The following is a 15,343-nucleotide window of genomic DNA, read 5'->3' as shown; positions in this document are numbered from 1 at the left end:
ATGAGATGGCAAAAGAGACTGACAGTGAGCTTGTTATGACAGGGCAGATTGAGATTGCCACTGTTCCCAATGCCGCAGCGACAGAGAAGAAAAAGGAAACGCTGACCGTGCTGGAGGGAAAGGGATTATACAATTTGTTGGATAGTAGTCTGAATGTGATTCAGTTGGAACAGAAAGAAGGACAAGTGGGGGTAAGCCGAAAACTTTGTGAAGACATGGAACTTTCTGTAGGAGACACTTTTTACTGGCATGTATATTCCGAAAATCAGTGGCATGAAGCTAGGGTAGGATATATTTTCCGCAGTATGGAGACACAGGGGATTGCCTTCCTGCGGGAAGATTATGAAAAGACCGGAGCGGAGTATACACCAACAACAGCATATAGTAATGAGGACTTTGCAGAGTATAAAAACGAATCCTATGTGACCGCTGTGCATAGCAAAGAAGATATGATACAGGCTTTTGAAACAAGTTACGAAGTAATCAGTATTATGGTATGGATGATGGTGATTTTTTCTGTGATACTGATTGTGGTTGTGCTGTATAATTCCGGAAATCTTTCTTTCCATGAACGGATGGGAGAATTTGCAACGTTGAAGGTATTGGGATTACAGACTTCGCAGATTCGAAATATCCTTACAGTACAGAATCTCTGGCTGTCGGTTATAGGTATCATCATCGGAGCGCCCTTTGGAAAAATGAGCCTGAATGCCATGATGAATTCCAACGGAGAAAATTTTGATTATGTTCTCACGGTTACACCGGGATGCTATCTGATTGCCGGAATACTTGTGCTAGCAGTATCTATGGCGGTAAGTTTTTTATTTAGTGGACGAATTCGAAAACTTGATATGGTGGAGATTTTGAAAGGAGCTGAGTAAAATGGCGGATTTCGTTATTATAGGGATATTGATTATTTTGATTATTATAGGCATACGTTCCGGTGTTAAGCATTTTAAAGGTGAGGGTGGCTGTTGCGGTGGCGGTTCCTCCGTTAAGGTGAAAAGAAAGAAACTGAAACAGGTTGTAAAGCAAAGAACAGTTGTGATTGATGGGATGACATGTGAACATTGCAAAGCCCGTGTGGAAAGCAGATTAAATTCGTTGGATGGCGTATTAGCCAAGGTAAATCTGAAAAGGAAAACCGCGGTGGTTTCCATGGAAAAGGATGTAGAGGATGAAGTGATTAAGAAGGCTATAGAGAATGCAGGATATGAGGTTATAGAAATAAGATAATGGAAAAAGACTATTTATTTCTTGACATATCATAACATATAGAGTAACATAACGGTGTTATGTTTCGACACTGTTATGGAGGTAATAATTTGAAAGAAGACAAAGAAACAAGAAATAATCTGCTTCAAAGTGCCAGAAAAGAATTTACAGAGAAAGGCTATATGAAGGCATCTCTCAGAACCATATGCAAAAATGCAGGCGTTACAACTGGGGCTTTATATTTCTTTTTTAAAGATAAGGATGATTTGTTTGATGCAGTAGTTGGAGATACGGTAAATGTAATCTACAATATGATGCAGGCACACTTTGAAGATGAGAAAAATATGGCTGCAAAAGGCGGGGATATGCTGCCGAATGCAGAGGAAGAGGCTGAACATGAAGAAACAACGGCACTAGTTATTCATCAGATGTATCTTCATAGGGAAGAAATCTTGCTTGTATTAACCAAAAGTCAGGGTACAAAATATGAAAATATTGCGGATCGGTTTATTGATTCGGCGGAGAAGCATTATCGTTTAATGGCAGATGCGATGGTAAAACATCATCCAAAGGAAAAAATAGATGAAAAGTTCATTCATTGGCTTGCCCATGAGCAGATAGATACGTTTATCTTTATGATATCTCATATAGAAACCGAACATGAAGCCTTACCATTTATCAATCAGGCTGTTACATATATGATGTCGGGATGGTATGGCATGTTTTTGTCAAGGTAGTAAAGGACTGAGAAATCAGTCCTTAAAACATAACACTTACATAACACTGTTATGTAAAATTCATTAATGGAAAGGAAGAGAAAGATGTATTTACAAGTAAAAGACATGAAGAAAAGTTATGGCGAAGGAGGAAGCTATATACAGGTATTAAAAGGAATTTCTACCGGAGTTGAGAAGGGAGAAATGTGTGTGATAGAAGGCACCAGCGGCTCAGGAAAGTCTACCTTTCTAAACTGTATTGGTGGTCTTGATATACTTGATTCCGGTAGCATAATGGTGGATGGAATGGAAATTGTAGGAATGAAGGCAGATAAGCTTTCTGATTACAGAAGAGACAATCTTGGTTTTATTTTTCAGTTTTATAATCTGATTCCCAATCTTACCATTCGTGAAAATATACAGGTTTGTGAATATTTAAGCGAAAATCCTCTTGATATGGATGAACTTCTGGATGTACTTGGACTTACGGAACATCAGAACAAGTTTCCGTCACAGCTTTCCGGGGGACAGCAGCAAAGATGTGCCATTGCAAGAGCACTGGTTAAAAATCCGAAGCTTCTGTTATGTGATGAACCAACGGGAGCACTTGACTCTAAGACTTCGAGAGATATTCTTGCTCTTTTGGAAAAGATTAATGAAAAATATGGCACAACAATGTTGATTGTTACCCATAATAATTCCATTCGAAATATGGTGCATAAGGTAATTCGAATTAAAGATGGTCAAATCAGCAAGGAATATTACAATGAGACAAGAGTACCTGCTATGGAACTGGAGGATTTGTAATATGCAGAAGATATTAGGTAAAAGAATTATAAGAGAATTAAAAGAGAACTGTATGCGGTATCTTGCGTTAAGTGCGCTCATTATCTTGTGTATGTATGTCATTATTTCATTGATTGGAACAGCAGACACCATCATTCTTGGTACCAAGAAGCTGGCTGAAAGCAATTCTTTGGAGGACGGTGAGTTTAGCCTGTTTGTTCCGCTGTCTGATAAAGAAACGGAGGAATTGACAGATCAGGGAATTACACTGGAAGAACAGTTTTATCTGGATTATGCCATGGAAGATGGCAGTACAATAAGAGTATTTCAAAACAGAAAGAAAATTAATATCATTGAAATCTTAGAAGGAAAAGAGGCAGAGAATGATACAGAACTTGTGGTGGAACGTCGTTTCGCTAAAGAACATGATATTGAGATAGGAGATAGCATTGTAATCGGAGATGATACATTTGTGGTTGTTGGAATTGGCTGCAGTCCGGATTATGATGCACCCCTTAAGGATTTTACAGATGGCAGTGTGGATAGCTTTCAATTTGGCACTGTCTTTGTAACGGAAGAAGCTTATAAGCAATTAGTTAGTGAGGGTGGTAGCTTGAAAGCGGAGGAATATGTTTATGCATATCTTCTGAATAGAGAAATGACGGATGAAGAGTTAAGAGACAAGGTAGAGGAACTGAAGGTGGATGCAGATTCGATACCGGATGATTTTTTTCAGGAGTATTGGGAGGAAATGACTGCGGATAAAACCGAATTAGAAGATGGAATCGATTCTCTTGTGGAAGGCTCCGGTGAACTTGCCAATGGCTTATCGGAATTAAATGAAATACCACTTGGAATTCCTGCATTAGAACAGGGTGTTTTATCTGCTTATGAGGGGGCTAAGGAGTTAAATGATGGATTAGGAGAGTTACAAAATAAAACGGATGAATTGATTGATGAGTATTTTGATTTTGAAATATCAAATCTGAGAAGCTTTTTAAAGGCGGAAGATAATCCGAGAATCATGGCAGCGGCGAATGATCAGGTGTTGAACAAATATGGTGGTTTACTTGCCGGTGGTATTGTACTTGTATTATTTGCTTATGTGATTTCTGTGTTTGTGGTGTATGGAATTGAAAAGGAAAATACTACTATCGGAGCCTTATATGCCCTGGGTGTGAATCGTAATCAGTTGATGTTACATTATTTATGTCTTCCGGTTGTAGTCTCGTTCCTTGCCGGTGTAATCGGTTGTATGATTGGATTTGCGTCGATTGGGGGCAGTACCATTATGGGAAGCTGTTACGAATATTTCTCCATTCCGAATATGGAGAGCGTTTATCCGCCTTATCTGATTGCATATGGGTTAGTGTTGCCTCCTGTTATTTCCGCACTGATTAACTGGATTGTAATTCGTGGAAAATTGAACCGTCCGGCATTGCAAATGATAAAGAACGAGCAAAAAAGTCAACCTATGAAGCAGATTAAGTTAGGAAAAATGAATTTTGTCAGAGCGTTTCGCATTCGTCAGATTATTAGAGAGGCACGTACATCCTTAACTGTAGTAGGGGGAATGTTTATTTCATTGCTAATCCTGATGCTGGGCTTAAATTGCTATGTAATGTGTCAGCATATCAGCAAAGAAAACAAAGCAGATACAAAATTTGAATATCTGTATACCTATAAATATCCGGAAGAAACTGTTCCGGAAGGTGGATATGAGGCATTTACAAAGACGGTAAAAAAAGAAAACATGGGCTATAATCTGGAGGTTGCTATTTTAGGTATTGGGGAAGACAACCCGTTCTTTGACGTTAATTTAACAGACAGTAAAAGTGATGTGGTGATTTCCTCTGCTATGGCTGAAAAGTATGGTCTGAAAAAAGGCGATGTTTTTGTTGTGGAAGATGAAGAGGCAAAAATGCATTATGCATTTACTGTTCATGATATTACGCAGTATGCTACCAGTTTCTATATTTTTATGGATATTGACTGTATGCGGGAAATGTTTGGTGAAGATGAAGATTATTATAACCAGGTATTTTCAGACAAAGAACTGGATATCCCGACGGGACGATTATATGGTATGACGACCAAAAAGGATATTGAAAAGTCCGCAGATGTATTTATACAGCAGATGATGCCGATGGTAGTAATGATGACGGTTGTTTCTTCCTTGATTTTTGCGGTAGTGATGTATCTGATGATGAAGGTTATGATTGACCGTTGTGCGTTTCACATATCCATGGTCAAGGTGTTTGGCTACAGGACAAAAGAAATCAAAAAACTGTATCTGGATGGGAATTTCTATGTGATTGCGGTAGGAGCAGCCGTTTGTATTCCTATGGCTAAAAAATGTATGGACTTGATGTATCCTCTTATGGTATCCAATGTAAACTGCGGAATGAATCTTCATTATCCATGGCGGATGTATGTGATTGTGTATGTTGCAGTATTGGTGCTGTATTTTGTAATGAATGGCTTATTGACTTCAAAGCTTAAAAAAGTAAATTTAGCGGAAGTGTTAAAGAATAGAGAGTGATTTTGTTGAAAAAGTGAATTACAATAAGGCTTAATTCAGAACTCTGATATTGTCTTACATTCGTACAGTTGATTTATTTTATCAGTTGGTATCTTGTCCCTGACATTGACAGCTGAGGTAACATTTGATACAATTTAATAGGTTAGACATAACTAACCAATAATCTAAATAATAAATTTGATTGTGACAATCAATAGAAAAGGAGGATTTCAATGTCGTTAATCAACAAAGAAGTAAGTGATTTTTCAGTACAGGCATTTCAGAATAATGAGTTCAAAACAGTAACAAAAGCTGATTTGCAGGGAAAATGGAGTATATTCTTTTTCTATCCTGCAGATTTTACATTTATCTGTCCTACCGAATTAGAGGATTTGGCAAATAAGTATGAGGAATTCAAAAAAATCGGCTGCGAGATTTATTCGGTATCCTGTGATACCCATTTCGTACACAAGGCATGGCATGATGCATCTGAGAGGATTCAAAAGATTCAGTATCCTATGCTCGCTGATCCTACTCATGCGCTTTCCAGAGATTTCGAGGTATATATTGAATCAGATGGTGTTTCGGAGCGTGGAACTTTTATTGTAAATCCCGAGGGAAAAATTGTGGCATATGAGGTAAATGCGGGAAATGTCGGCAGAAATGCAGATGAGTTATTCCGAAAAGTGCAGGCAAGCCAGTTTGTGTATGAGCATGGCGATGAGGTTTGCCCGGCAAAGTGGCAGCCGGGAGCAAAGACGTTAAAACCGAGCCTTGATCTGGTAGGACAGCTTTAATCTCAAATAGGAATTAAAACGGCATCGGTAGCGAAAGTGAAACCGATGCCGTTTTTGAAAGGATGGAATTGTTATGGATAATTTATACGATGTTGTTGTAGTTGGTGGAGGTCCCGCAGGACTTACTGCAGCCTTGTACCTTGCCAGAGCAAAATACAGAGTACTGGTTGTAGAAAAAGAGCAGTTGGGCGGACAGATTACCATTACTTCCGAGGTGATAAACTTTCCGGGGGTTTATAAGACAAGTGGCAGGGAATTAACAGAAACCATGCGAAAACAGGCAGAAAGCTTTGGTGCTGAGTTTATGCTCGCAGAGGCAACAGGATTTGAGTTGACAGGAAAAATCAGAAAGGTTATCACAAGCAGAGGGGAAATCTCATGTTTTGGGATTCTTCTTGCCACAGGTGCACATCCCAGAAAAATCGGATTTAACGGAGAAGAGAAGTTCAAAGGGCATGGCGTGGCGTACTGTGCCACTTGCGATGGGGAGTTTTTTGCCGGAAAAGAGGTCTTCGTCATAGGCGGTGGATTTGCGGCTGCAGAAGAGAGCGTGTTTCTGACCAGATATGCCAAGCATGTAACAGTTCTGGTTCGTGGAGAGGATTTTTCCTGTGCTAAGAATACCGCAGATGCAGCTAAGAACCATGAAAAAATAACAGTGCTTACCAATTGCAGCGTGGTCAGCGTTGAAGGAGATTCGGCTCTTCGTATTCTGAAATATAAAAATAACCAGACCGGGGATGTGATGGAATATCGGGCGGAGAAAGGAGATACCTTCGGAGTTTTTGTGTTTGCGGGATATGAGCCGGAAACGGCACTTGTGAAAGATTTTGTAAAATTAAATGAGCAGGGTTATGTTGAAACGGACGAACAGCAGAAAACCAATATTGATGGATTTTATGCTGCCGGGGATGTCTGTGTAAAAAATCTGCGTCAGGTGGTTACGGCTGTGGGTGATGGAGCTTTGGCAGCCACAGAATTGGAACGATATGCAGCGAAAATGCAGAAAATAACCGGATTAAAGCCTCAGATAAAAGAAGCGGTCAGACAGGAGAATTCCGAAAAAGAACATGAGGGAGCAAATCAATCAGCTGATTCCTTATTTGATGCAGATATGACGGCACAGCTAAAAACAGTCTTTTCCAGGATGGAACATCCGTTGCTATTAAGGCTCTATCTTGATTCAAAGCCGTTATCTGTGGAACTAAAAAACTATGTAGAAGCAATGGCAGAACTCACGGATAAACTCTCAGTAGAGATTGCAGAAAACCATACAGAAAGCGAGACTCCGTGTGTCAGGGTATTTCGGGAGGATCAATCGGATACAGGTCTTGCCTTTCATGGTGTGCCGGGCGGACATGAATTTACGTCTTTTGTTTTGGGATTATACAATGCGGCGGGAGAAGGTCAGACTGTAAGTGATTCAGTTAGAGAAAGAATTGCAAAGATTGAGCAAGCGGTGCATATTCAGATACTGGTTTCGCTTTCATGCACCATGTGTCCGGAACTGGTAACAGCTGCACAGAAGATTGCAGCTTTAAATCCTCTTGTTGCAGCCGAGGTTTATGATATCAATCATTTTGGTAAGAAAAAACAGAAGTACAACGTAATGAGTGTCCCTTGTCTTGTTATCAACGAAGATAAAATATCCTTTGGAAAGAAGAATATTGAGCAGATATTGGATTTGATTTAAAGGACTGGATTGGAAATTAATCTTTAGCCAAGAAAGGTGTAACTATGCAACAGCTGAATTATTTAAAGCAAGACGAAAAAGTGCCAGGCAGAGAGTCTTTTGTGACTTATGTAGATTTTCAAGTGCAGGATGGCAGTGCCGATATGTGGCTGTACGACATCTTCCCAGGTGTGCAGCTTATGGTTGCTAATTTTGCTACTGAAAGCTGTTTTCGAGATAGTGAAAGGCAGAATGTGATTGGAATCAATCATTGTCGGAAGGGAAGATTTGAGTGTGTCTTTGACAATAAGAACTATCTTTACCTGGGGGAGGGGGATATTGCTTTGAACAGTCAGATGCACCCACCGATTGCGTCATCTTTTCCACTGAACTATTATTATGGCTCTACCATTATTATGTATCCGGAGGTTGTGAAAACAGTACGTGAGCTTCAGGTGTTTGAAATCAGTGCAGAGAAGATAGTAGAGAAGTATTCGTTAAAAACCGGTTCATGCGTGTTTCGTCGTAATACGGAAATAGAGCATGTATATCATGAATTATATACGAACTTGAAGCATCCGTCCTTGACATTTTTAAGGCTGAAGGTATTGGAACTATTATATCATTTTCAATCCAGACAAACTGTTTTTGAGGAGAAGCAAGAATATCTTTCCGGCACAACCGTGGAACGAATCAAGCATGCGAGAGAGCATTTGATACAAGATATGGAACATCGAATTAACCTGAAGGACTTGGCATGGGAGCATAACTTAAGTCTGACACAACTGAAGGATGGCTTTAAACAGATTTATGGCGTATCTCCTTATGCATATTTGCGTAATTATAAAATGCATCTAGCGACACGGTTTTTGCAGGAATCTGATCGAAAAGTCAGTGAGATTGCCCTGGAGTTGGGATATCAGAATCCAAGCAAATTTGCAGAGGCATTTTGTGCAGTAATCGGGTGCAGTCCGAGTGCCTACCGGAAGAAGAAAGAGATGAATGGTGCAGTGAATGAATCGGCTACTATAACTTCTAAATAAAATGAGATAAGCAGTGGAATGATGCCGTCGTAATGACGGCATCATTTTTTTGGCTTTTTGGAGTGTTTTGCACAGAACGTGGCTTTTTGGAGTGGTACAATCTTGGACAATATAGTAAAATTTTCGAAGTTAGAAAAAACTAACTAAATATAGAAAGGAAAGATTACATATGAAAGAAAAACTTACAACAAAGGATTTGATTGCCGCAGGTGCTTTTGGGGCTATTTATTTGGTATTGCTCACGGTATTGTCTTCCGTACTGACCATTCTACCCGTCCTTTTTTTGGCCACACCGTTGATTGCCGGTATTGTTTTGGGAACGGTATACATGCTGTATGCAACCAAGGTGCCGCGAACCGGTGCCATCTTGGTGTTGGCGATACTGGTGGGGATAATTACCTCGATGTCAACGATTTATCCGTTATTGTTTGCTGTACTATGGGGAATCATTGCCGAGATCATTGTTAGTAAAAAACGCAAATCTGCCGGTGCGCTGGCTGTTAGTTACTGTGTGTTTAACCTGACTTCTATGGGGCCGTTCTTCGCCCTTGCTTTAGCTAAGGATGCTTTTTTGGAGAGTTGTGCCGAATATTACGGAGAGGGATATGTGGCTGCCTTGGATGCACTGACACCTAGTTGGATTGTTATGGTGCTGATAGTTCTGGCTTTGGTTGGTGGCTTGCTTGGTGGTCTGTTCGGCAGACGGATACTGAAAAAGCATTTTGCGAAGGTAGGGATTACGGCATGAGCACCAGATATGCTTCCAACGGTCTATTAGATCCAAGAAGCAAGCTGGCGGTGTTTATCGCCGCTTGCTTTTCTGCGTTTTCTGGATTGACACATCCACAGGAATTCGCAATGCTTGGCCTGTGCATAGCAGTAAATCTGCTGTGTCAAAAATGGAAACGGGCTTTTTTTATATGTCTGATTTTTTGGCTTATGTTACTGTGTGACTTGTTTTTGGCGCATCGATTATCAGGCATACCTCAGAATATGATTATGCTGCTATGCCATCTTTGCCGCTTTATCTTACCGTTGCTTTCAGCCTTTTATATCGTCACTCATTCTTCTAAAATCGGAGAATATATCAGTGCATTTACCCAAATGCATCTACCAAATGAGGTGATTATTCCAATGGCGGTAATGCTGCGTTTTGTTCCGACCATACAGGAGGAATGGCAGACAGTGAATCAGGCTCTTCGCCTGAGAGGAATGGCGTTGACATGGAAGAATATCCTTCGTCGCCCGGTTCAAATGATGGAATACATGTTGGTTCCTTTTTTGCTGCAATGCTCAGTTATTGTGGACGAGATGACAGCGGCTGTGATGGCCCGTGGGTTTGACAGAGACACACCTCGCAGCAGTTATATAGAGGTTCGGATGAAAATTCTGGATTGGTGCATCGTGATGGTTTCTGCTGGATTGTTGGTTTGGAATCTATTCTTTTGAGAAAGGAGTGGATATTTTGATTAAACTGAATCATGTTTCATTTGCTTATAAGACCGGCGAAGCAGGTGAATCGGTACAGGTTCTGCATAATGTGAACTTTCAGGCAGCACCAGGAGAATGCGTGGTATTTTGTGGAAAAAGCGGCTGCGGAAAGACGACGATGCTTCGGCTTATAAATGGTCTTGTTCCTCATTTTTATGCCGGCAATCTGGAAGGAAGTGCACTTATCGGAGGGGTGGATGCAACACAGACACCGTTGCCCCGGATGGCCCGGATTGTTGGAAGTGTATTCCAGAATCCCCGTACTCAGTTCTTTCATTTAGATACCACAGGAGAAATGGTCTTTAATATGGAAAACCAGAATATTTCATGTTCCGAAATGCAGAAGCGTCTGCAGGAGGTTGTTTGTCGGCTGAATCTGCAGGAACTGATGGAACGGAATATTTTTGAATTGTCAGGCGGAGAAAAACAGCAAATTGCCTGTGGTTCTGCCTATGCGTCTCTACCGCCGATCATTGTTATGGATGAGCCGTCCTCTAATCTGGATATGGAAAGTATCCGGAAATTGCAAAAGATAATCTGTATTATGAAGGAAGAGGGGAAAACCGTTTTGCTCTCGGAACATCGGCTGTGGTATCTGGAGGGGATAGCCGATCGATATGTGCTACTGGAAAACGGGCAGATCAGCCAGGAGTTTACACCGGAAATGATAGCGAAGCTATCAAAAGAGAACCGAGATAAATTGGGACTTAGGGCAGTCAGCCGGAAACAGCTTTATGAGCCATGTTATGATATGAATATAGGGGAATATTCTGATGTCGGATTAGAGATAGACAGGCTACAGTTTTGTCGGGAGAAGCGTCAGGTGTTGAATATATCGCATTTAAAGATTCCAAAAGGAGCTATTGTAGCGGTAATCGGGGAGAACGGAGCAGGAAAATCCACCCTCAGTCTTTGTCTGACAGGGCTTTTAAAGCATGCCGGAACCATTCGAATCGATGATGAGAAGATCCCAAACAAAAAGTTGCCGGAACAGACGTATCTGGTCATGCAGGAGGCAGGGCATCAGTTGTTTAGTGACACGGTGCTTGGAGAGCTGACTTTGAACAAACAGACGGTGACAGAAGTGCAGGCTGAAGAGATTCTAGACAAACTTGGATTAAATGGAATGAAGAACCGTCATCCCGGCTCTCTCTCCGGAGGCCAGCAGCAAAGGCTTTCTTTGGGAATTGCTCTTTGTTCGAAGAGAAGACTGATGCTCTATGATGAGCCGACCAGTGGACAGGATGGTGAAAACCTCCGGCGAACGGCTGCAATGATTTGTAAGGCCAATGAACAGGCGGTATGCACTTTGATTGTAACTCATGATCCGGAGTTGATTCTTCGTTGCGCTACGCATATCCTGCATATTCACGCAGGAGAAGTAAAAAATTTCATGCTGTTTGATAAGAGAGGAGTGAATTATATGAAGAAAGTATTTGAAGAGGATACACAGACAAATAAAAAACAAAAAATCGGTATCCCACGTTTGATGGAATTTGCGGGACAGTATCGTCCATTGCTTAGTGTGGCACAGCTTCTGGCCGGTATCAGCGCTCTGCTTTTGTTGGGTCCGTTTTTATGTGTTTATTTTGCTGCTTGTGAGCTTTTGGATGGTTTGACAGCTGGCGGTTTTGGCGCAATGGCATTAGTCCAATGGGGGGTATGGGCATTGCTCCTGGAACTGGCTGGCTTGATACTTAATTTTGTGGCATTGCTGTTATCCCATACAGTAGCATTTCATACGGAAAAGAATTTGAAGATGGCGGCGCTTCGCCATTTATCCAAGATGCCTATGGGGTATTTTGAGGAAAACCCCAGTGGAAAGCTAAGGAAGATTATTGATGAGAACAGCGCTCAGGTGGAGACTTATATAGCGCACCAAATGCCGGATTTGATGAGTGCCCAGGTAACAACCATTGCCAGTCTGGTGCTGATGCTGGCCATTGATTGGCATATTGGTCTTCCATTGATTGTGTTGATGCTGGCCAGCTTTGTCTTTCAGATGAGCATGATGGGAGAAAAAACCATGAATTTCATGAAGCGTTATCAGGATGCTCAGGAGGAGATGAACCACGAGGCGGTGGAATATGTCCGTGGAATTTCTGTCATCAAGGTGTTCGGACAGTCGGTACATTCGATTCGCCGATTTAAGGAGGCAATCAACGCTTATCGGGATGACGCACTGGCGTTTACTATGGCCTGCAAGCCTGGATACGTGGGGTTCAACACAGTGGTAAACGCTGCTTTTCTGGTATTGATTCCAGCCGGATTAATTGGCATAAGGGCAGCAGGAGATTTGACTGCATTTACAGAGAAATTTCTCTTTTATCTGATTTTTACGCCTGCCTGCGCTTCCGTTCTTAATAAGATTATGTATATGAGCAACTATAAAATGCAGGCAATGGAGTCTATGCGTCGTATTGATACAATATTGCTAACCAAAGAACAATCAGAAGACCGGGATCCACAGACGGCGCAGAGCAGTGACGTACAATTTGAACATGTAACCTTTACCTATCCCACCGGGGAGCAGCCTGCTATTTCGGATATCAGTTTTACTTCCAAAAGGGGAACAGTTACAGCATTGGTTGGACATTCAGGCTCTGGCAAGACGACAATCGGTACTTTAATTCCACGGTTTTATGATGTGCAGGAAGGTCACATTACACTTGGCGGTGTGGAACTGTCTAAGCTTTCGAAGCAGGAGTTGATGGCCAAGGTTGCCTTTGTGTTCCAGAATCCGAAGTTGCTGAAGGCTACACTGGAAGAAAATATTCGTGGCGGATGTAAGGATGCGAGCCGAGAGGATATCTTGAGAGCGGCTCATTTGGCACAGTGTGATGATATTCTGGCAAAGCTTTCGGAGGGAATTGATAGTATTGTGGGTGGAAAAGGCGTCTATCTTTCCGGTGGAGAGGTGCAACGGGTGGCAATTGCAAGGGCAATTCTAAAAGATGCACCGGTAGTTATTTTGGATGAGGCTACAGCCTTTTCCGACCCAGAGAATGAAGCAAAGATTCAGGCAGCTCTGAAAGAATTGGTGAAGGGGAAGACCGTTATTATGATTGCTCATCGATTATCCACCGTTCAGGATGCAGATCAGATTCTGGTGATGAAAACAGGACGTCTGATAGAACAGGGAACTCATCAGGAACTGTTGAATAAGAACGGTGAGTATGCCCGTATGTGGACTGATTATAGTCAGGCTATAACTTGGAAGATTGATAGACCAAAGGAGGTGGAATTATGCTGAAGAAACTACTGGCATTAAGCGACCAGGGAGCATGCAAATTAAGACACGGAATTGTGGCCACAACGATTGGGCACTTATGTATCATGGCTCCTATTTCTATTTTGATGATGGTGACAATGGGGCTTCTTGAAAAGATCTGCGGTGACACCGGACTAACCATTAATGCATATTCAATCCTTATGATGGCAGTGGCATTTCTGCTCCTTATTTTCATAACTCAGTGGATTCAGTATAACCTAACCTATAAAGTGGCTTATGAGGAAAGTGCCAATCGGCGGATTACACTGGCAGAAAAGCTACGTCGTCTGCCATTGTCGTTTTTTGGGCAGAGAGATCTGTCTGACCTGACGACCACCATGATGGGTGATTGTTCCAAGCTTGAACGGATTTTTTCTAATGCAGTTCCAAGCCTGTTCGGAACAGTTATTATGTTTGTGATTGTGGCAGCTGGGTTATTGGTTATGGACTGGCGTATGGGTCTGTGTATTGTTCTGCCTGTGCCTGTGGCCGCACTCATTCTGGTTGCAGCAAGGAGAACACAGACCAGGGCGGAGAACCGCAATTATGACGCTCACCGTGCAGCCTATGATGGCGTGCAGGAATATCTGGACGCAATTCAGGAGCTGCGCTCTGCCGGACTGGAGCAGGAGTATCTGGATGGGGTCGAGAAAAAACTGGGAAATGTCGTGAAATGTGCGTTTCGCAACGAGCTGGCACCGGGTACTGCTGTAACACTGGCGCAACTGACGGTGCGTTTCGGATTGGTAGCTGTTTTGCTGATTGGAGGTTTGCTGGTGGTAAAAAATGCGTTGTCCATCAATATGTTTATCCTTTATCTGTTGGTGGCCGGTCGTGTCTATGAACCTTTTGGTTCTTGTTTTATGCTAATGGCGGAGCTGTTTTCCGCATTTGTCAGCATTAGGCGTACAAAGGAGATGGAAGCAACTGTGGAACAAAAAGGGCAGCCGGTTTGCAGGAATAAAGGATATGATATTGAATTTAAGAATGTTTTCTTTTCCTATAATGATGAACCTGTGCTGAAGGGGGTATCCTTTGTGGCAAAGCAGGGGCAGATTACAGCATTAGTGGGTCCGTCCGGTAGTGGAAAATCTACAGTTTCCCGTTTGGCTGCACGGTTCTGGGATGCGGATGAGGGACAGGTTCTGCTGGGTGGTGTAGACGTAACGACTGTGGAGCCGGAAACATTATTTCAGAATTATGCCATTGTTTTTCAGAATGTGACGCTTTTTGACAATTCCATCATGGAGAATATCCGTCTTGGTAAAGCTGGTGCAACGGATGAGGAAGTGATGGCCGCAGCTAAAGCGGCCCGGTGTGAGGAATTTGTTTCTCGACTGCCGGATGGCTATCACAGCAATATCGGGGAGAATGGTTGTACTCTCTCTGGCGGTGAACGGCAACGTATTTCCATTGCTCGCGCAATTTTGAAGGATGCACCGGTGATAGTTTTGGATGAGGCAACCGCTTCCATGGACGCAGAGAATGAAACGCTTGTTCAGCAAGCGTTGTCTGAACTTCTGCGGGGAAAAACTGTATTGGTCATTGCACATCGTATGCGGACAATTGCAAATGTAGATAAAATCGTTGTTCTGGATCAGGGACATGTCGCAGAGATGGGAACTCCTGAGGAACTTTTGGAGAAAAATGGATTATTCAGCCGCTTGGCCTTGTCGCAGACAGCATGTCGGTAAAACTAAAAAACAGAAAAATGTGACACCGGTGTTTCGTAATGGTAAAGTGGAACATCGGTGTTTGTTCAATCGAAGTTTGTAAGGAACAGAAACTTGATTAGAAACCAATCGAAGTTGGTGTAAACGATAAAGCAGCT

12 protein-coding genes are annotated in these 15,343 nt (G+C 42.1%); all 12 read left to right on the top strand.

The genetic code is table 11. From position 1 onward, the window contains the following. Positions 1-881 (top strand): ABC transporter permease (locus ACQRBH_RS09140; RefSeq protein ID WP_427761434.1); only part of this gene is annotated, 881 nt, incomplete at its 5' end. A gap of 1 nt (position 882) precedes the next feature. Beyond that, on the top strand, positions 883-1,236 hold the full coding sequence (locus ACQRBH_RS09135) for a heavy-metal-associated domain-containing protein (RefSeq protein ID WP_427761433.1): 354 nt from the start codon (positions 883-885) through the stop codon (positions 1,234-1,236). Between the two features lie 89 nt (positions 1,237-1,325). After that, the gene (locus ACQRBH_RS09130) at positions 1,326-1,952 is read left to right on the top strand and encodes a TetR/AcrR family transcriptional regulator (RefSeq protein WP_278999722.1); all 627 of its coding nucleotides are present in this window, start codon (positions 1,326-1,328) and stop codon (positions 1,950-1,952) included. A gap of 84 nt (positions 1,953-2,036) precedes the next feature. Then, positions 2,037-2,738 (top strand): ABC transporter ATP-binding protein, encoded by a 702-nt coding sequence (locus ACQRBH_RS09125; RefSeq protein WP_278999720.1) that lies wholly within the window; start codon positions 2,037-2,039, stop codon positions 2,736-2,738. A gap of 1 nt (position 2,739) precedes the next feature. Further along, the gene (locus tag ACQRBH_RS09120; RefSeq protein ID WP_278999719.1) at positions 2,740-5,259 is read left to right on the top strand and encodes an ABC transporter permease; all 2,520 of its coding nucleotides are present in this window, start codon (positions 2,740-2,742) and stop codon (positions 5,257-5,259) included. Between the two features lie 212 nt (positions 5,260-5,471). Continuing rightward, the gene (gene ahpC, locus ACQRBH_RS09115; protein WP_278999718.1) at positions 5,472-6,035 is read left to right on the top strand and encodes an alkyl hydroperoxide reductase subunit C; all 564 of its coding nucleotides are present in this window, start codon (positions 5,472-5,474) and stop codon (positions 6,033-6,035) included. A gap of 73 nt (positions 6,036-6,108) precedes the next feature. Next, on the top strand, positions 6,109-7,728 hold the full coding sequence (locus tag ACQRBH_RS09110; RefSeq protein ID WP_278999716.1) for an FAD-dependent oxidoreductase: 1,620 nt from the start codon (positions 6,109-6,111) through the stop codon (positions 7,726-7,728). Positions 7,729-7,772: 44 nt separating this feature from the next. Continuing rightward, entirely contained in the window at positions 7,773-8,750 is a 978-nt protein-coding gene (locus tag ACQRBH_RS09105; RefSeq protein WP_154322089.1) for a helix-turn-helix domain-containing protein, read from the top strand. Positions 8,751-8,919: 169 nt separating this feature from the next. Further along, positions 8,920-9,498: an MptD family putative ECF transporter S component gene (locus tag ACQRBH_RS09100; protein WP_278999715.1), complete on the top strand. Its 579-nt coding sequence runs from the start codon at positions 8,920-8,922 to the stop codon at positions 9,496-9,498. Further along, a complete protein-coding gene (locus ACQRBH_RS09095) occupies positions 9,495-10,199 on the top strand; it encodes an energy-coupling factor transporter transmembrane component T (RefSeq protein WP_278999713.1) in 705 nt (234 codons plus the stop codon). Before ACQRBH_RS09100 ends, ACQRBH_RS09095 begins: the two co-directional genes overlap by 4 nt. Before the next feature lie 16 nt (positions 10,200-10,215). Next, positions 10,216-13,494: an energy-coupling factor transporter ATPase gene (locus tag ACQRBH_RS09090; RefSeq protein WP_427761432.1), complete on the top strand. Its 3,279-nt coding sequence runs from the start codon at positions 10,216-10,218 to the stop codon at positions 13,492-13,494. Then, entirely contained in the window at positions 13,488-15,206 is a 1,719-nt protein-coding gene (locus tag ACQRBH_RS09085) for an ABC transporter ATP-binding protein (RefSeq protein ID WP_427761431.1), read from the top strand. The genes ACQRBH_RS09090 and ACQRBH_RS09085 overlap by 7 nt, the downstream gene beginning before the upstream one ends. Positions 15,207-15,343: the final 137 nt, after the last annotated feature.

The organism is Bariatricus sp. SGI.161 (assembly GCF_050313695.1).
In the GTDB taxonomy this organism is placed as follows: domain Bacteria; phylum Bacillota; class Clostridia; order Lachnospirales; family Lachnospiraceae; genus JAFBIX01.
The sequence above is the reverse complement of the archived record's forward strand: the minus strand, read 5'-3'. Positions and strand labels throughout refer to the sequence as shown.

Bases quoted from the DNA above. Each gene is read 5' to 3' on its own strand.
- ACQRBH_RS09135 (WP_427761433.1), top strand. From the start codon at position 883: ATGGCGGATTTCGTTATTATAGGGATATTGATTATTTTGATTATTATA.
- ACQRBH_RS09125 (WP_278999720.1), top strand. From the start codon at position 2,037: ATGTATTTACAAGTAAAAGACATGAAGAAAAGTTATGGCGAAGGAGGA.
- ACQRBH_RS09120 (WP_278999719.1), top strand. From the start codon at position 2,740: ATGCAGAAGATATTAGGTAAAAGAATTATAAGAGAATTAAAAGAGAAC.
- ahpC (WP_278999718.1), top strand. From the start codon at position 5,472: ATGTCGTTAATCAACAAAGAAGTAAGTGATTTTTCAGTACAGGCATTT.
- ACQRBH_RS09110 (WP_278999716.1), top strand. From the start codon at position 6,109: ATGGATAATTTATACGATGTTGTTGTAGTTGGTGGAGGTCCCGCAGGA.
- ACQRBH_RS09105 (WP_154322089.1), top strand. From the start codon at position 7,773: ATGCAACAGCTGAATTATTTAAAGCAAGACGAAAAAGTGCCAGGCAGA.
- ACQRBH_RS09100 (WP_278999715.1), top strand. From the start codon at position 8,920: ATGAAAGAAAAACTTACAACAAAGGATTTGATTGCCGCAGGTGCTTTT.
- ACQRBH_RS09095 (WP_278999713.1), top strand. From the start codon at position 9,495: ATGAGCACCAGATATGCTTCCAACGGTCTATTAGATCCAAGAAGCAAG.
- ACQRBH_RS09085 (WP_427761431.1), top strand. From the start codon at position 13,488: ATGCTGAAGAAACTACTGGCATTAAGCGACCAGGGAGCATGCAAATTA.